This is a genomic window from Salinibacillus aidingensis (genome assembly GCF_055393355.1).
In genome coordinates this window covers 3,140,478-3,156,853 of sequence record NZ_AP043759.1, presented here as the reverse complement: position 1 = coordinate 3,156,853, position 16,376 = coordinate 3,140,478, and the positions used below count along the sequence as shown (strand labels likewise).

General features: G+C 42.4%; 15 protein-coding genes and 1 pseudogene. 8 read left to right on the top strand and 8 right to left on the bottom strand.

The features are described from left to right. Positions 1 to 387: 387 nt before the first annotated feature. Positions 388 to 570 carry an SE1832 family protein gene (locus ACZ5OK_RS16285; RefSeq protein ID WP_343838725.1) on the bottom strand — a complete coding sequence of 61 codons (183 nt, stop codon included), beginning with the start codon at positions 568 to 570 and terminating at the stop codon, positions 388 to 390. A 127-nt stretch (positions 571 to 697) separates the two neighbouring features. On the opposite strand from ACZ5OK_RS16285, the pseudogene ACZ5OK_RS16280 reads away from it, so the two are divergent. Beyond that, a pseudogene (locus ACZ5OK_RS16280) lies at positions 698 to 829 on the top strand (multicopper oxidase domain-containing protein); the annotation flags it as partial. Positions 830 to 884: 55 nt separating this feature from the next. Here ACZ5OK_RS16280 and ehuA read toward each other — a convergent pair. The 4 genes from ehuA to ehuB form a co-directional block, all read right to left on the bottom strand. Next, positions 885 to 1,667, bottom strand: coding sequence for an ectoine/hydroxyectoine ABC transporter ATP-binding protein EhuA (gene ehuA / locus ACZ5OK_RS16275; protein ID WP_343838723.1), 783 nt, complete (start codon positions 1,665 to 1,667; stop codon positions 885 to 887). Beyond that, on the bottom strand, positions 1,660 to 2,385 hold the full coding sequence (gene ehuD, locus ACZ5OK_RS16270; protein WP_343838721.1) for an ectoine/hydroxyectoine ABC transporter permease subunit EhuD: 726 nt from the start codon (positions 2,383 to 2,385) through the stop codon (positions 1,660 to 1,662). The genes ehuA and ehuD overlap by 8 nt, the downstream gene beginning before the upstream one ends. Continuing rightward, positions 2,382 to 3,044 (bottom strand): ectoine/hydroxyectoine ABC transporter permease subunit EhuC, encoded by a 663-nt coding sequence (gene ehuC / locus ACZ5OK_RS16265; RefSeq protein ID WP_343839031.1) that lies wholly within the window; start codon positions 3,042 to 3,044, stop codon positions 2,382 to 2,384. The genes ehuD and ehuC overlap by 4 nt, the downstream gene beginning before the upstream one ends. 73 nt (positions 3,045 to 3,117) lie before the next feature. Next, positions 3,118 to 4,047: an ectoine/hydroxyectoine ABC transporter substrate-binding protein EhuB gene (gene ehuB / locus ACZ5OK_RS16260; RefSeq protein WP_343838720.1), complete on the bottom strand. Its 930-nt coding sequence runs from the start codon at positions 4,045 to 4,047 to the stop codon at positions 3,118 to 3,120. Between the two features lie 516 nt (positions 4,048 to 4,563). Here ehuB and ACZ5OK_RS16255 point away from each other — a divergent pair. The 6 genes from ACZ5OK_RS16255 to ACZ5OK_RS16230 all read left to right on the top strand — a co-directional run bounded on the left by ACZ5OK_RS16255 (position 4,564) and on the right by ACZ5OK_RS16230 (position 10,805). Continuing rightward, positions 4,564 to 6,231, top strand: a complete 1,668-nt coding sequence (locus tag ACZ5OK_RS16255) for an acyl-CoA dehydrogenase family protein (protein WP_343838718.1) — start codon at positions 4,564 to 4,566, stop codon at positions 6,229 to 6,231. 266 nt (positions 6,232 to 6,497) lie between these two features. Continuing rightward, positions 6,498 to 7,316, top strand: coding sequence for a TerC family protein (locus ACZ5OK_RS16250; RefSeq protein ID WP_343838716.1), 819 nt, complete (start codon positions 6,498 to 6,500; stop codon positions 7,314 to 7,316). Positions 7,317 to 7,382: 66 nt separating this feature from the next. Continuing rightward, the gene (locus tag ACZ5OK_RS16245; RefSeq protein ID WP_343838714.1) at positions 7,383 to 8,483 is read left to right on the top strand and encodes a PRK06851 family protein; all 1,101 of its coding nucleotides are present in this window, start codon (positions 7,383 to 7,385) and stop codon (positions 8,481 to 8,483) included. Positions 8,484 to 8,603: 120 nt separating this feature from the next. After that, the gene (locus ACZ5OK_RS16240) at positions 8,604 to 8,960 is read left to right on the top strand and encodes a DUF488 domain-containing protein (RefSeq protein WP_343838712.1); all 357 of its coding nucleotides are present in this window, start codon (positions 8,604 to 8,606) and stop codon (positions 8,958 to 8,960) included. Between the two features lie 98 nt (positions 8,961 to 9,058). After that, the gene (locus ACZ5OK_RS16235; RefSeq protein ID WP_343838710.1) at positions 9,059 to 9,511 is read left to right on the top strand and encodes an OsmC family protein; all 453 of its coding nucleotides are present in this window, start codon (positions 9,059 to 9,061) and stop codon (positions 9,509 to 9,511) included. A 52-nt stretch (positions 9,512 to 9,563) separates the two neighbouring features. Then, entirely contained in the window at positions 9,564 to 10,805 is a 1,242-nt protein-coding gene (locus ACZ5OK_RS16230; RefSeq protein WP_343838708.1) for an aminopeptidase, read from the top strand. A 465-nt stretch (positions 10,806 to 11,270) separates the two neighbouring features. On the opposite strand, the gene ACZ5OK_RS16225 is transcribed toward ACZ5OK_RS16230, so the two are convergent. The 3 genes from ACZ5OK_RS16225 to ACZ5OK_RS16215 all read right to left on the bottom strand — a co-directional run bounded on the left by ACZ5OK_RS16225 (position 11,271) and on the right by ACZ5OK_RS16215 (position 15,777). Further along, a complete protein-coding gene (locus ACZ5OK_RS16225; RefSeq protein WP_343838706.1) occupies positions 11,271 to 12,626 on the bottom strand; it encodes a YjiH family protein in 1,356 nt (451 codons plus the stop codon). 59 nt (positions 12,627 to 12,685) lie between these two features. Beyond that, the gene (locus tag ACZ5OK_RS16220; protein WP_343838704.1) at positions 12,686 to 13,555 is read right to left on the bottom strand and encodes a fructosamine kinase family protein; all 870 of its coding nucleotides are present in this window, start codon (positions 13,553 to 13,555) and stop codon (positions 12,686 to 12,688) included. A gap of 131 nt (positions 13,556 to 13,686) precedes the next feature. Then, positions 13,687 to 15,777, bottom strand: a complete 2,091-nt coding sequence (locus ACZ5OK_RS16215; RefSeq protein ID WP_343838702.1) for a peptidase M6 — start codon at positions 15,775 to 15,777, stop codon at positions 13,687 to 13,689. 307 nt (positions 15,778 to 16,084) lie between these two features. Here ACZ5OK_RS16215 and ACZ5OK_RS16210 point away from each other — a divergent pair, with 307 nt between their 5' ends. Next, positions 16,085 to 16,234, top strand: a complete 150-nt coding sequence (locus ACZ5OK_RS16210) for a hypothetical protein (RefSeq protein WP_162038886.1) — start codon at positions 16,085 to 16,087, stop codon at positions 16,232 to 16,234. Positions 16,235 to 16,376: the final 142 nt, after the last annotated feature.

Genomic DNA, 16,376 nt, shown 5'->3' with positions numbered 1-16,376 from the left:
TTTATTTTTTAAAGAAAATTCTATAAAGGCTATCTGATGGGGAATAGGAGATATGGGCTACGGTAGGGTGATCGAATAGTCTTGGAAAAATGTAAATTAATGGCGAATGATGTCGGTTATAGCACAAATGCGGAATAACCTCTTTCTGAAATCTTATCCACAGCCATCAGCTTTATCACGTATTAATTGGCCGTAATCCCCACTTCAATTCTTGAGGGTACCTTAACAAGACTAAGTGTGGGGGGAAACGGCCAGTAAACTCCTGATAAGTTCAACTAACCATCAGTGGGGGATGGAGCCCCCCACTGACGGAAGTTTCACTTTATATATTCTAATCTATAAAATATAAAAAGTTCATTGCATAGTTGCAATGAACTCTTCATTCTATTATTTTGCATCTTCCAGTTGTTTTCTCAGATCGGCCAGCTGCTGTTCCATTCGTTCCAGGGTTTTTTCGAGTGGAGAAACTCTTCCGCCTGTAGCCTCCAGCTTATCTAAATCACCCTGAATGCGTATGTAATCCATTTTAAGCTGTTCAATCTCCTGTTCAATTTCCTTTTTTGTTGCCATGATTTTCTCTCATCCCCTTTAAAAATTCATTTTCTTAGAGTTTACCATGATACAAAGGAGGAAGCGAGGGAAAGGGTTATCTGTACTTCAGATCATTTATTCACAATTCGGACATAGATGAGCGTTTGTCATGCTTCCAGCCAGTGGAGGAGCAGTCGTAGAATTTACGGTAACCGAAGAAGGAACCTTCCCATTCGTAACTCACCAATTCAATCACGCAACTAAGGGTGCTAAGGGATTAATTGAAGTAACGGAATAGATTAGAATATAAAAGGGATCAGCAGACAGCTGGCATCCCTTTTATAACGTTCTTATTAAGATGGTGATGAAGAACGGAAACGACTGAGGAAGGACTGTAAACGTTCACTCTTGGAATTTTCCAGTACTTCTTCAGGAGATCCCTCTTCTGCAATCGTCCCTTCATCAAGGAACAGAACACGATCAGCAATGTCACGGGCAAATTCCATTTCGTGTGTAACGAGTATCATGGCCATTTCCCCTTCCTTTGCAATGTCCCGGATAACCTCCAGAACCTCTCCTACAAGCTCAGGGTCAAGAGCAGAGGTTACCTCGTCAAATAGCATCACCTTTGGACGCATAACAAGTGCTCTGGCCATTGCGACACGCTGCTTTTGTCCGCCGGATAACTGGCTTGGATAGTTATCCAGTTTATCTCCCAGACCAACTTTCTCCAGCATTTCAATGGAACGCTGTCTGGCCTCATCCTTTGGCTCTCCTTTTACATGAACAGGAGCAACCATACAGTTATCTAAAATAGACATGTGTGGAAAGAGATTGAAGTGCTGAAACACCATTCCGATGTCTCCTCGAACCTCACGCAAATGCTTTTCATTCGCAGGGACAAGTTCTCCTTCCTTTTCCATATGCCAAAGCGGGCGTCCATCGACCTCAATAACTCCGGAAGTAGGCTCCTCAAGGGTCATAAGCATTCGAATAATCGTGGTTTTTCCGGAACCACTTGGACCAATCAATGCAATTTTTTCGGCAGGGGCAATATCAAGGTCAATGCCCTTTAATACTTCAACCTCGCCAAATGATTTATGAACATCTTTATATCGTACAATGGGATCAGCCATTTACTGCCACTCCTTTATCCATATTATTATTCGTACCAGTCGGATTCTTTTTATCAAAGCGACGGTTAAATTTCTTCTCCAGCTTCCTTATGAGAACAGCTGATGGATAACTCATAGCAAGGAAGAACAACGCCACTAGTGTTAAGGGCTCTACGTATGCAAACGTCTGGGCTCCAAAGGATTCAGCAGCATGAAGCATACCGGTAACTCCAATTGTGGCTGTTAATGGAACCTCTTTAAACATAATAATGAGGTAATTCCCTAACATTGGAATGGTTGGAGGTATCGCCTGTGGTAAGATAATTTTTGTCCATTTTTTACCTGTTGATAGATTTAATGCTTTTGCAGCCTCCCATTGTCCTTTATCAACGGACTCAATGCCAGACCGGTAAATCTCTGAAATATACGTACTAAAGTGTCCGCCTAATCCCAAAATTGCACAGGATATTGGATCAAGTGTTACCCCAACGTAAGGTACCATCGGCCATGCATAAAATAGAAAGAATAGCTGTACGAGTGGAGGCGTGGATCGGATAAACTCCAATAGAAATCCTACAAGCTTTTGAACAGACGTCCATGGTATGCGTCGTAGAAAAGTCCATACAAACCCAAAGAGCATGGCAAAGGCAAAACAGCCAATGGTCAGTCCCAGTGTAATCCACATTCCCTCAAAAATTAATGGGAGTGATTCCCAGACATAATTCCAGCTCCAAGTCATTCAGTAGCCACTCCCTTCGATGATTGCTTTTCTGCCCAACGTGTTAACCAGATTAGAGGAAGGGCTAAAATAAAGTAAAAGACGAGAATTAAAAGGTAAACTGTAGGTGCCAGCGATAGATTTGTACTTCTGAATATATCGCCGTGGTATAAAATATCGGTTAAACCGATGAGAGAGACAAGTGAAGTTGCCTTCAGCATTTGAATAAGGTAGTTACCGAATTCCGGTAGCATCATACGTACGGCCTGAGGTAAGATAACCAATCTCATACGTTGAAATCTGGACATATTAAGGGCAGTCGCTGCTTCCTTCTGACCATCGGATACAGAAAGAATAGATCCTCGAACGACTTCAGACATATAAGCGCCGTAGTTCATAGATATGGCTACGACTGCTGCCCAGAAATCTGTACCTAAATCAATTCCAAATAAACCTGGTAAAGCATAGTAAAACCAGAATAACTGAACAATTAAAGAAGTACCACGAAATACTTCTATATAAAATCCTGTAAACTTGCGAATGATGGGGTTCTTGGCAATTCGGCCGAACCCGGCGAGAAAGGCGATGATAAAGGATAATACGGCCGATGCAAGCAGTACAGTGATAGTGATGTTAATTCCACGAAGTAAAACATCAAAAATTTCAATTATGGTACTAATCGCTTTTCACCCTTTCCTATTAGAAAACAGACCCCCTGAATAGGGGGTCTGTTAAAGTAATTTTATTTCCCCATTATCCCTGGCATAATTCTTCGGTGGTTAGATCATTAGGTACGAGGTTACGTTCACTGAAACCAGATGGTGTAATGAGATCTAATATTTCACCGTCTTCTTTCTTTTGTTGAAGTACTTCGTTGTAAGCTTCTCTCAAATCGTCATTGTCTTGATGGAATACGGCAGCACCATAGCTTGGCACGCCTTCTATATCAGGCTGTTCAAAGTCTTCAACGAACTCAAGTGCATCCTGATCAGAAGATTCTAATGCCATTTTAATGGTCATTTCCGTACCAGTCGTTGCATCTGCTCTTCCGGATTGAACGGCTGCGAACGTTGCCGGAATATCCGGAGCTTCACTAATTTGATCTTCACTTACTCCCATTTCTTTCAGGAAACCAATTTCAGTAGCACCGGACATTACAGAAACCGTTACATCTGGGTTATCTGCAATATCTGAGTAGCTATGAAGATCTAATGGGTTCCCTTCTTGAACAATCAAACCTTCACCATATTGGATTTCAGGCTCACCAAAGTCTGCCTGCTTACAACGTTCAGGTGTAATCGCCATACCAGCTGTAGCAACATCAAACTTACCAGCCTGCACACCTGCGATTAATTGACTGAAATCAGCTAACTGACCATCTACTTCATCAACACCTAACTCTTTAAAAACAGCCTTTGCAATCGCAACGGCTTCCCCTTTAAGTTCACCATTTTCATCCTGATAAGCGTATGGCTTTTCGTTCGCAAAACCAATTTTTACAACGCCAGCTTCTCTTAGTTCAGCAAGTTTGCCACTGGCTTCTCCTGAACCTTCATCACTGGATTGTTCACCACTATTTCCATTATCACCGCTTGTGTCTCCATCAGTTTCACTAGATGACCCACATGCTGTTATTAAGAATACAGTCAGTACTAAAGCAAAAATTGATAATAGTTTTTTCATTGGTCTATTGACCCCTCCCAAAAGATTTTTTAAATAAACTTTTAAATGTTTCTATAATGAATAGTGCCTGTTGCTGTACTGCCAATCTACTAATTTGCGACTTGCAAATGTTTATGTACCACCTCCAGAAGTGAGCATAAAGTGCGCTGGCAAATTGTAGATGCAGTCGTTTTTCGCCTATATAAATTACTTTATACTCAAGGTTTTGTTTCTTCAAATTGGATATAACTTTATTAATTAGTAAATATTTGGAGATAAACAACTGAGACGAGTTAAGCTTGAGTATGCTGAGTATTACTTCTTTAAGTTGCGGAATAGTCTGTTATTCCAAATAATCTGAATATTAGGTCATTACAAATCTATGCAATTTGTCCTACAAAAATGCTGCCATGAAAGAAAAAATTAAGATTGGAAGTTTTCGGAGCTGGAACCTTAAAAAATTCATAAGGAAATGCTATAATTTAAATATTCAGAAAATTTTATTAAAACGGATATAAAGAGGAGAGGGTGGATGAAATGAAAGATTTTCATCAACAGGAGTATTTATTGTTGAAAATACTTAAGGAAAAGCTGGACCCTGAGCTATATCAGTATGCAGAAAAAGAATTGGAAGAGTTTTATCATAAGTGTTATCAGGAATTTGATCCGAGAGCCGTACACACAGATCGGGAAGGTCAGCCCAGACTAATCAAATACAATCGCTATGGGGAGGATGTTTCTGAAATCTGGGTGAATGAAGGCTATAAAAAAACAGTCGAGGATACCTATAACACAGGTATTGTTGGATATGTTCACAAGCCAATCCCTGATTTAGGCCGAAAGGGAAATTATTTGTATTCTTATGCCCAGGGCTACTTGCTTTCCCAGGTGGAACCGGGATTTTACTGTCCAGTCACGCTTACAATGGCAGTGGCCTACCTGATTGATGAGTATGCAGATGAGGACTTAAAAAGGAGGTTTCTTCCCCACGTGCTTTCAACCGGAAATGAGGAATTATATGAAGGAGCAACCTTTTTAACGGAACGGCAGGGCGGATCGGATGTGGGCGCGAATGAAGTGAAGGCAGTCAGAGATGGGGATCATTACCGATTATATGGAGAAAAGTATTTTGCGTCCAATTCCGGACAGTGCGGAGTCGCAGCTGTGCTTGCACGAACGGAAGAAAGCAAGGCCGGTACAAAGGGTCTCAGTCTGTTTCTGGTCCCGTGGAAAAGAGACAATGGCCGAACGAATCATATAAAAGTACGCCGGTTAAAGGATAAGCTCGGTGTACGTGCGGTGCCTTCCGCTGAAATTGAATTGGAAGGTTCGGAAGCGTACCTGGTTGGCGAACCGGATCAGGGCTTTTACTATATGATGGAAGCCCTGAATTTATCAAGGGTATGTAACGCAACAGCTTCACTCGGGATTATGAAGCGTGCTCTGAAGGAAGGCTATGCATATGCAGATGAGCGGGAGGCTTTTGGTCAGAAAATCATTCAGTACCCTATGGTTCAGGAAACCCTGGCGAATCTTCAGTCAAGGTTTGAAGTTCAATTATCCGCCTTATTTGAATCCATTGAGCTCTTTGATCAGGTGATGCGGGACCGAGGCAGCAGGACCGAAGAAGAAGTGGCCATGAATCGCCTGCTGATTGCACTGTTGAAGGCTCGTACAGCAAAAGAGGCGATTGACTTTAGCCATGAGTCGATTGAGCTTCATGGTGGAAATGGCTATATTGAGGATTTTGTTACACCTCGTCTGCTGAGGGATGCCCAGGTTCTTACCGTTTGGGAAGGAACAGACAATATTTTGTCCCTGGAAGTTTTGCGATTAATGCATAAATACCGGGTACACGAAATATTTATACGAGAAGTGGAGCATCATTTATCTAATGTGCAGGCAGAAGAGAAATATAAAGAACGAATAGGACATTCTCTGCAGGAATTAAAGAATATGATTGCCTATATTCAGGGTAAGAATGAATCGGTGCAAACCTACCACAGCCGGAGAATTGCCAGATTTATGACAGATATTTACCTGGCCACCCATGCTCTGAAACGGTCACAAACAGATCGGGATCAAAAGATAGCTGCCTTATTTATGGATGGCTTGTTTCATTATCAGGGGCTGGATGATGAAAGGATAGCGGTTGAACACTTTGATGAAATCATGAATCCGCAGAAAATGAAACTGAACGTTTAACGTTGACAATTAACAGGAATGCCGGTACTATAAAGTATGCACAATAAAAGAGCGTTTGATTAAAGGGGAGTAGCTTCTCAATAAAGTCGTCATTTCGAGAAAAAATTTTTTTCTCCGGCTTTATTGGCAACAAAAGTTGTTAGCGAGACCTTTACGGGTACACTATTCGTAAAGGTCTTTTTTTGGGCCTTTACCAGTTTGGTGAAGGCTCTTTTTTGTACTTAAAAAGATGGCAGATCATGATTCAGAAAAAAGGAGAGTAGGTTATGGAGCAGGCATTACTATTGGAATATGGATGGGTATTACTTGTGCTCATTGCACTAGAAGGAATTTTAGCGGCAGATAATGCTTTGGTACTGGCGATTATGGTGAAGCATCTGCCGGAAAAAGAAAGAAAGAAGGCCCTGTTTTACGGTTTATTGGGAGCATTTATTTTAAGAGCAGGTTCGCTATTTTTAATTTCCTTTATAGCTGATGTATGGCAGGTACAGGCGATCGGTGCAGCGTATTTACTATTTCTTGCCTTAAATCATTTGTTTAAGAAATATGTGAAAAAACAGGATGAACAGGATGAGAACGAAGAGGGAGAAGCAGGAACAGCTGAGGAAGGGTCTGGTTTCTGGATGACAGTCCTTAAAGTTGAACTGGCCGATATTGCCTTTGCGGTAGATTCTATCCTGGCTGCTGTCGCTCTTGCTGTCGCTCTTCCTGAAACCGCCCTTGGAGAAATTGGCGGAATGGATGCAGGACAGTTTACTGTGGTCCTCGCCGGAGGTTTAATCGGTGTAATCATTATGAGATTTGCCGCCTCCTTCTTTGTCAAACTGCTGCACCAGCGTCCGGGGCTGGAAACAGCAGCCTTTATTGTTGTAGGCTGGGTCGGTGTGAAATTGGCCGTTATTACGTTAGGACATGAAAATGTGGGTATTATTGATGAGCATTTTCCACATTCCACAGGCTGGAAGCTCACCTTCTATATTGTTTTAGTGGCCATTCTTGTAGCCGGTTGGTTCCTGGGTGGCAAGAATGAGGATCAGGAAGATGATGAAAATGTTGAAGAGCTTACCGAACAATTAGAAGAATAGGCATTCACCTATTTCACTCCACTTGCATAGATTATTCTGTGGCCAAAATCATAAAGAGGTGATTTTTTGGGTAAGCGAATTTATAACTATTATGCAAGTGGAAATACGGCTAAGGGCTTTTATAATCTGTTTGATGAAACCCTGAATCGATTGGAACGTATTTATATTCTTAAAGGTGGCCCGGGTACAGGGAAGTCCACCCTAATGAAAAAAATCGGGGAGGCCTGGGGTTCTGCGTATGATCTTGAATATATTCACTGTTCTGCAGACTATGGCTCCATCGATGGGGTGATTATCCCTGACTTAAAGCTGGGCATTGTCGATGGTACGGCGCCTCATGTGATAGAACCTAAATATCCCGGAGTGATCGATGAATATGTCAATTTGGGTGATGCCTGGGACTCGGTGCAGTTGCGCAAGTACAAAGAGGAGATTTTTCAGGTGAAGAAACAAATAAAGGCTTGTTATGATGATGCTTATAGCTTAATGGAAGAGGCCCTGCGCATACATGATGATTGGGAACGTATTTATATTAAAAACCTTAGTCCGGAGAAAGCACGGAATTTAACAGACCGTCTCACAACAGAAATATTCGATGAGGACACCCTTGATAAAAGCGGATCTCAGCTTCACCGGTTTCTCGGGGCTGCCACTCCGGAAGGGCCGAAAGATTTTATTCAGAATTTAACCGAAGACATCCTGCAGCGCTTGTTTATCAAAGGACGTCCGGGTACCGGTAAATCAACTATGCTGAAACAGCTGGCCGCCGAGGGAGAAGACAGAGGCTTTGAAGTGGAGGTTTATCATTGCGGCTTTGATCCAAATAGCCTGGATATGCTGATTTTCCGGGAGCTTGGCGTTGCTATTTTTGACAGCACCAGTCCACATGAGCATTTTCCTTCCAGGGAAGGGGATGAAATTGTGGATATGTATGAGGAAATCATCCAGCCAGGTACGGATGAAAAATATGAGAATGAAATAACAGCTCTGTCACAGCAATATCAGGAAAAAATGAAGCAGGCAACCGCAAAACTGAAGGACAGCAATCGATTCCGAAACCAATTGGAATCCTACTATATCGATGCGGTTGACTTTACGATCATTGAACAAAAACAGGCTGAATTGGAACGGGAAATCAAAGCGTGGGAGCAGCATTTTACCTCTTAAACAGGAATCATATAGTGAAAGATCCATCAGTGGGCCCCATCCTGTTGATGGATTTTTCTTTACATTTCCAATTGCATAAAAATATACTGATGATAGAGAAAAGGAAAAGAAGGGGTAAAAATGGCGATTGAGGTAAAACGAATTTATGAAGCAGCAGAGGAAGGCGATGGAAGGCGAGTCCTGGTCGATCGTGTCTGGCCACGAGGCGTATCCAAACAGAAGGCACAGCTGGACGAGTGGCTGAAGGACATCACTCCCAGCACCGACTTACGAAAATGGTTTGGACATGATCCGGACAAGTTTGGGCAATTCAAAACAGAGTTTCAAAAGGAATTAGCCACCCACCCTGAAAAAATAAAAGCTGTTGCCTATGTGCGGGAATTAGCAGAGCAGGAAAAGGTAACATTGCTATACGCAGCAAAGGACCCTGTACATAATCATGTTCAAGTTCTGAAGGAATACCTGGAAGAGGAATAGGGAGTCGTGTGCCTGAAGGATGAACCGGCTGTAAGTCAATTGCAATCGCTCGAGCAGCACCAAAACAGTCTCAACTTATATAAAGGAGTGAATCAATGATGGCAGAACACACATTTCATTTAAAAGCGGACTGGCCTGGAGGCAGAAACAATGTAGGGCAAATAGATGCTGGCAACCTAAAGACGAAAATCTCCATCCCGCATGAAATGGATGGACCTGGAGAGGGGACAAATCCTGATGAAATGCTGTTGGGGGCAGCAGCAACCTGCTATATTATCACTTTAGCCGCTATGATTGAGCGGGCAGACTTACCCTTGCATGAAATGGATATGGAATCAGAGGGCATTGTGGATGTCACAAATGGCGTATTCACCTATAAAAAGATTATTCATAAACCAACTGTAAGTCTGCAGGCACATGCTACAGATAAGGATTTGGATAAGCTCAGGAAGCTAGCTGAAAAAGCGGAAACAAGCTGTATGATTTCCCGAGCCATTAAAGGAAATGTAGAGCTTGAACTCCAACCTTCATTAACGATTCAAAAGGACTGAAGGGTGAAAGTGTGGAATAAGAATAATAGAAAATAAAAAGGAGAGAAAATAAATGAAACCATCCGAGAACGTTTTAAGAAAATACGCAAAGCTTGCCATTCAAACAGGAGTAAATATTCAAAAAGAACAGGCACTGATTATTAATGCTCCCATTGAAGGGGCTGATTTTGTACATAAGGTTGTAGAGGAGGCCTATGCTGCCGGAGCCGAAAATGTACAGGTGCAATGGAACGATGAAGTGCTGACCCGATTAAGCTACGAGAATGAGCCTATGAGAGTCCTGGAAGGTTTTCCCGACTGGCGTGTACAGAAAATGACCGAACACGTAAAAAATGGAGGAGCCATTCTTCAGGTTTACGCTCCCAATCCGGAACTATTAAAAGGGATTGATCCCAAGAAACCGGCTGCTGCAAACAAGGCGGCAGGCCAGGCCTTGACCGAATACCGCGATTACATGATGAACGATCGTATTCAGTGGTCCATCGTTGCGATTCCGACTGAAGGGTGGGTCAAGAAGGTTTACCCTCAGGATGATGTAGAGGAGGGCACTGAAAAGTTGTGGGAACAGATTTTCAGTATTACACGTGTTGACCATGAAGATCCAATTGAAGCATGGAACGCCCATAACGAAACGCTCCGTCGTGCCAGAGAGGTTCTTAATGACAAGCAGTATAAGAAACTTATCTATAAAGCCCCTGGAACCGATTTAACGATAGAGTTGCCGGAAAACCACGTTTGGCATGGAGGATCAGCCGTAGCTGAAACAGGCGCCGCTTTTAATCCAAACATCCCAACAGAGGAAGTTTTCACCATGCCCCATCGCGAGGGTGTAAACGGAACGGTAACCAGCACCAAGCCGTTGAATTATAATGGTCATTTAATTGAAAACTTCACGCTTACCTTTAAAGATGGAAAAGTAGTAGACTACAAGGCTGAAGCAGGCCAGGACGTCTTAGAACAATTGCTGGAAACAGATGAAGGCTCGAAACGTTTAGGTGAAGTGGCTCTGGTGCCGCATTCCTCTCCAATTTCCCAGTCAAACCTGGTGTTCTTTAATACACTCTTTGATGAGAATGCTTCCTGCCACATTGCTCTGGGTGAGGCCTATCCAACCAATATTGAAGGTGGAGCGGAAATGTCACAGGAAGAATTGAAAGAACGCGGAGTCAACACCAGCCTGAATCATGAGGACTTTATGATTGGTTCAGCAGAGCTGGATATTGATGCTGTAACGAAGGACGGAAAAACAGAGCCGATTTTCCGAAATGGAGAATGGGCGATCGATTTGGGGTAATGAAAAAAGCTGCCGTTATGGGCAGCTTTTTTGCGTAATGGCGCTGGTTGCAGTGATTTTGTTGGCCGGGTTATATCTAAAACGGCATTATTTTAGTCTGCTGGGTCAATAAAGCTGAAAATGGGCTTAATAAGGATTTTTTTGGATGAATACAGGTGTAACTGGACGAATGGTTAGCTTTCATAGGCAATTATGGTATGAAAGGTAGAATTCCGTTACTTTACGCTCATTTCTTTGTAAACAGGACGAATAAAGTAAAAATCGGCTTAATTATTTTTAAAATACGACAGAAAAGTTTTAAAACTGGATCAATTATTTTTAAAACAGGCTCAATAAGCAGAGTTTTTTCTTAAAAATCATTGAACTGGACGAATTCTATGCAAAGCGGCTTATTTCCCAGATCTCAGGACTAATCCCACGCTTCCAAATCCAAAAATATCCCCCGCATCAAACTCCCCAGTCCAATCAAAAAATCAAATGCCCGATCGCCACAATAATTGGCAGTGAGATGACCGTACGAAGCAGAAAGATCACAATCAGATGGATAAAACGAACGGGAATTTTTGAACCTAAAATCAGACCGCCAACCTCTGACATATAAATCAGCTGGGAAACCGACAGACAGGCGATCACAAAGCGGGTCAATTCACTGGAAACCGATTCAATCAGTATGGCCGGCAGAAACATATCGGCAAAACCAATTAAAAGAGTTTCGGATGCAGCCTCGGCTTCTGGCAGCTGCATGAGCTCGAGGATTGGGATGAACGGGTATCCGAGCCAGCTGAACACAGGAGTGTAGGTCGCTAACACCAGGGCAAGCGTACCGAATGTCATGACAATGGGTGCCACGCCCATCCACATATCCAGCACATTTTGACTGCCCTCTTTTACATAATGGGGAAGCCCTTTGCTCTTAGAAGCCTTATCCAGAGCCTTTTCGTAGCCAGAGCGCCATCTGGATTTTTCCTTCCCAACGTTTTCCTTTTCACGCACTTGCTCTTCACCGTTATTGTATTGATTTTTAAAACGTGATAGCGGTGGAATACGGGGCATAATAATCCCGGAAACCAGCCCGGCAGCTAAAACGGTTAAATAAAAAGGGATAAACCGGTGTTCTAAATTTACCTGTTCGATGACAACAATACAGAACGTAATGGATACCACGGAGAAGGTGGTGCCAATAACCGCCGCTTCTCTCTTTGTGTAGTACCCCTGCTCATACTGTTTACTTGTCAGTAACACCCCAATGGTTCCGTCACCCAGCCAGGATGCGAGATTATCGATTGAAGACCTCCCTGGCAGGGTAAATAGCGGGCGCATCACCTTTTCTAAAACCGTACCAAACAGTTCCAGCAATCCAAAGTTTAATAATAAGGGCAAAAGCAGTCCGGCAAATAGAAATACCGAAAACAGAATATGAAGCAAATCGCCTAGCAGCATGCCTCCTGTATTTTCGGAATAAATGGCTTCAGGTCCGACCTGGAAATATGTTAACAGTGCAAGAACAGCACCCACAACCCGCACAGCGGCCCAAAACGTAGTGACATGGAATAAACCTATGAAAAAGGGCGAAAAGGATAGGGCCTCTGGATTCCTTTTTAAAATCCATCTGTACAGGAGTGTCATAAATGCAGTCAGTACAATGATAAACGTCATAATACCGGTCAGATAATCCCCTATCTGATTCTGCAGCCAGCTGGCAAGAATAGCGATAGGAATCGTCACTTGATCCTTATAAGAAAAAGGAATCATAAATAGAAAGATTCCAAGCAACGACGGCACAATAAATTTCAAATGATCAATCAAAGAATAATGTTTCATTATAGAACAGACCTTTCTTCACGCACAAAAAATGGAAAAATATAACTCGCACCTACAGTTTACCCGATATAGCGGTTTAAAATTCTATCCACACTTCCCCCGTAGCCTTCTCCAAATAGATTTAAATGCACAAGTAAATAGTATAGCTGATACAGTGGCTTTACGTCCACATAGTAGTCAGGGAGGGGAAGGACTTCCTGATAGGCTTGGTAAAAATCAGCGGAAAAGCCTCCGAACACTTCAGTAAAGGCCATTTCAAATAAATGATCGCCATATAAAACAGACGGATCGATTACATAGGGCGTCCCCTTAGGACCTGTCATCCAGTTTCCACCCCACAAATCCCCGTGGAGCAGGGATGATCCTGGGTTTTCCGGGATCCAGTTGTCCAGATTCTCAAGCAGGACTTCCATTTTCTTTTTTCTGGAACCGGACATTCTCCCTGTTTCCAGGCCCTGTTCGAATTGGGGCTTCAGACGACGGTCCCGGTAATAGGTCAACCAATCTGCAAACAAATCATTGGGCTGAGGGAGGGCACCGATAAAGGAATCCTGTTTAAACCCGTATGCTTCACCCTTTGTTTTGTGCATGCCGGCCAAAGAACGCCCGAGCTCTTCAGCAGTTGAAGGAGAAGGGTTTCCCTCAATCCAGTCCAGAATAAGATAACCGGTTTCTCCCTTTCCCGGCCGGTTATACCCATAAACATGAGGCACTGCAATCGTCCGGGAGTTTTCTATGTGTTCCAGACCAATTGCTTCCACCTCAAAAAAGTGAGCAGGAATACCGGTATTGGTTTTAATAAAATAGCTGTCCTTATCCGTTTCCACACGATAGGCATGATTGATGGAACCGCCCGAAATCGGTTTGCTGCCGCGCACAGCCCCCGGCAGATTATGGTCCTGAAGAATCTCAGCGAAAAATTGCTCCATAAAAAATTCCTCCCATCGATCATCTGCAAAAGTCTTTATTCATTCTAGCAAGCTCATGGCAAAAGAAAAAGGGTACCTTAAAAAGATACCCTTTTCGCAATATTTATTTATTTTGTGAATATACTCTTTCGTTATTTCTTAAACTTCACTTCATACTCAAAATTAACCGAATCCAGGCTGTCCTGTGGAGCTGCATAGTACGTATGCATATAGTTTTCTCCCTTTCTGAACAGCTGACGAAGCTTAAGTGCATCTTCTTCGGTTACATTGAATGGATCGACGTGGATAACCTTGTAATTGCCGTTTTCCTTCTTGTTAATGAAGGATACCCCATATTCAACATATTCCTGTTGAACTTCACTTAAGGATTGCATTTCGTCCACGCTGGAACCGTCATAGGATAGGCCAATTTCCGGAATTTCGATATTGTCAACGAACCATCCGGAATTATTGGTTCCCCAATCGGTTAGATAACGGAAGGAAACGAGCACTTCCTGTCCGGCATACTCACTGAGGTCAAAGGTTTCCTTTTTCCAGCCTTCATACGTACCTGTAAACCCTGGAACATTGTCCTTGATTTTTGGATACCCATTGTCTACCACATCAGAGCGTGTATTTTCATTTTCAAGGGAAGTCCAAGTCTGACCGCCGTCCGTTGAAACCTGAACCATACCGAAGTCCCACTGCTCTTCAATATCGATATAGTTGTCAAAGGTTAACGTAGCATCGGAGACATTGCTTAAATCTGCCTCAAGAATCATGTTGTGGTCAGCTTCATTACCTTCATTGCCCCAGAATACCTGGTTACCGGAGCCCAGTGGATCGTCAACTGATTGCCATTTGGTTTCAAAGAAGTCCTGTCCGGAAAACTCAATCGTATCAATTTTTTGATCGAAATCAAGCTTCTTATAGTCTCCACCCCAGGCAGGGACACCTTCTTTTTCATAAACTTTAGCTGACTCAAAGTCTACCGTTTTTCCACGTGGCTCGTCCTGGCCGCTTACAGGAATATCTTTTAAGTCAATATTCTCAAAGCCGTAAATTCCGCCTTTACGCTTATCGTCATCAAGTAACAGGGCAGATGAGAAGCGCTTGTAAACATCCTGGAAGTCCATGTTAATGCCGTTGTTTTCCAGTGCTTCATTATAGCTGTCAATACTATTTGTTGGACTTGTTGCCACTTCACGTATGAATTCCTGTCCAAACTGCTCATAGTTATAAAGAGTCCATAGCTGAACAAGTGCATAGTCCGCAATCGTTTCCGGACCCGTTTCTGCATTTACATGTTCATCCCAAGCTGTTAAGGAGTTTTCCGGATGATCAAGCAGGAAATTAATCGATCCCGTATCTAAACCATAACCACCGAGGAATTCAGAGAAGGTGGACATGCCTTCGTTTACCCATGTGGTTTCATCACTGTCGTTGTCGTCATGGATTAAGTGCTGCAGTTCATGGATAGTCGTACCATAGAACGTGCTTTCCAGACGCTCCTCCCAATTGTTGGTATCAATGGTAATGATGTTACGGTCCGTATATTGTTCAAGCGTACCCCAGTAGAAGCCGGCTACGAAGAATGGATAAGTAGGATCATAATAGTTTTCATCCTTAACGTTATCCACCAGCATAATGATTTTATCGCCGTCTCCTTTATAGTAGTTTTCTGGAACAATTCCTAAGTCCTCGAGTAAAGCATTTGTTCCATCATGACTATCTGGTGTACCAAAAAATCCTGTGTCAGTTGGATAAATGTTACTGTCGAATTCTTCAGCAAGCTTGTCTACCTGCTCCTGGGTGACAACAGGATCCGGTCGATCATCAGGATAAGATAAATCATTGGCGACCCAGATTTCAACATGATCTCCTTCACTTCTAAGGGTAAACTCTTTAAACCCAAGCTCGTAATCTAAAAATTGCTTGGTTCCACCATTATAAGTGAAGTTTCCATCGGAGCTTTCTGACTCTTCACCTTCTGCTTCATTGAAGTTGACGTCTTCAGCGTTCTCCTTAATCTTCTTCTTTGCTTTCTTCTGGAATTCTTCATCATTTGCCAATTTGTCCAAGTAACCATCCACATCTACCCGGTCCGTATACCTCTCCGTATCAAAGTTCTGATACTTGGATGCAACTTCAGAATCAGATGTGGTCTGTGCTGCTGCTGTTGGTGCCAGTAATCCGAGCGTTAAGGCACCCACGGATAATAAGGAAACTGCTTTTTTCTTCATCCATTCTCCTCCTATTTATCTATTATAGTAAAAAAATTAAATCTATTACGTTTTCTATCATTTCAAATTTTCACAAGATTTTGAATGGTAAATTCAACTTATATTCACGACTTATTTCGCATATATAACCAGGTAAATAGTACTAAATCAGCGGGAGAATATAAGGAATTTGTACTGATTTCGAAAAAGACGGACATAAAATGGAATTTTTTCAAATAAAATTTTGAAAATTATGATGATTTTTATCAACATTTAGAAAAAAACATAGTATAATGAAAATATGGGTATTTTTGTAAGGGGGAAGGACATGAATACCATCACAAATTTCCAATTTCTTGTTAAGGAGTTTGAGGAACAGTTAAACCGTAACCTTAAACAACAGGAAAAGGACTTTCTATTTTGGGTATATTTAAAGTACCTGGAGGAAAATGAATTTGACCAGTATCAGGTAAACTGATACATACGGGAGCACCTTGTTTTTATAGCAAGGTGTATTTTTTTCCTGCATTCCCCAAATATCCTGAAACCACCGTGATAAGCACAATCAGCTTCAGCACCACGGTTCTGTATAACTGTAGCCTATTCACATAAGCTAACAG

What these genes read in the sequence shown, in the direction of transcription:
- ACZ5OK_RS16285 (WP_343838725.1), bottom strand. Translation starts at nt 570, where the DNA reads ATGGCAACAAAAAAGGAAATTGAACAGGAGATTGAACAGCTTAAAATG.
- ehuA (WP_343838723.1), bottom strand. Translation starts at nt 1,667, where the DNA reads ATGGCTGATCCCATTGTACGATATAAAGATGTTCATAAATCATTTGGC.
- ehuD (WP_343838721.1), bottom strand. Translation starts at nt 2,385, where the DNA reads ATGACTTGGAGCTGGAATTATGTCTGGGAATCACTCCCATTAATTTTT.
- ehuB (WP_343838720.1), bottom strand. Translation starts at nt 4,047, where the DNA reads ATGAAAAAACTATTATCAATTTTTGCTTTAGTACTGACTGTATTCTTA.
- ACZ5OK_RS16255 (WP_343838718.1), top strand. Translation starts at nt 4,564, where the DNA reads ATGAAAGATTTTCATCAACAGGAGTATTTATTGTTGAAAATACTTAAG.
- ACZ5OK_RS16250 (WP_343838716.1), top strand. Translation starts at nt 6,498, where the DNA reads ATGGAGCAGGCATTACTATTGGAATATGGATGGGTATTACTTGTGCTC.
- ACZ5OK_RS16240 (WP_343838712.1), top strand. Translation starts at nt 8,604, where the DNA reads ATGGCGATTGAGGTAAAACGAATTTATGAAGCAGCAGAGGAAGGCGAT.
- ACZ5OK_RS16235 (WP_343838710.1), top strand. Translation starts at nt 9,059, where the DNA reads ATGGCAGAACACACATTTCATTTAAAAGCGGACTGGCCTGGAGGCAGA.
- ACZ5OK_RS16230 (WP_343838708.1), top strand. Translation starts at nt 9,564, where the DNA reads ATGAAACCATCCGAGAACGTTTTAAGAAAATACGCAAAGCTTGCCATT.
- ACZ5OK_RS16225 (WP_343838706.1), bottom strand. Translation starts at nt 12,626, where the DNA reads ATGAAACATTATTCTTTGATTGATCATTTGAAATTTATTGTGCCGTCG.
- ACZ5OK_RS16220 (WP_343838704.1), bottom strand. Translation starts at nt 13,555, where the DNA reads ATGGAGCAATTTTTCGCTGAGATTCTTCAGGACCATAATCTGCCGGGG.
- ACZ5OK_RS16215 (WP_343838702.1), bottom strand. Translation starts at nt 15,777, where the DNA reads ATGAAGAAAAAAGCAGTTTCCTTATTATCCGTGGGTGCCTTAACGCTC.
- ACZ5OK_RS16210 (WP_162038886.1), top strand. Translation starts at nt 16,085, where the DNA reads ATGAATACCATCACAAATTTCCAATTTCTTGTTAAGGAGTTTGAGGAA.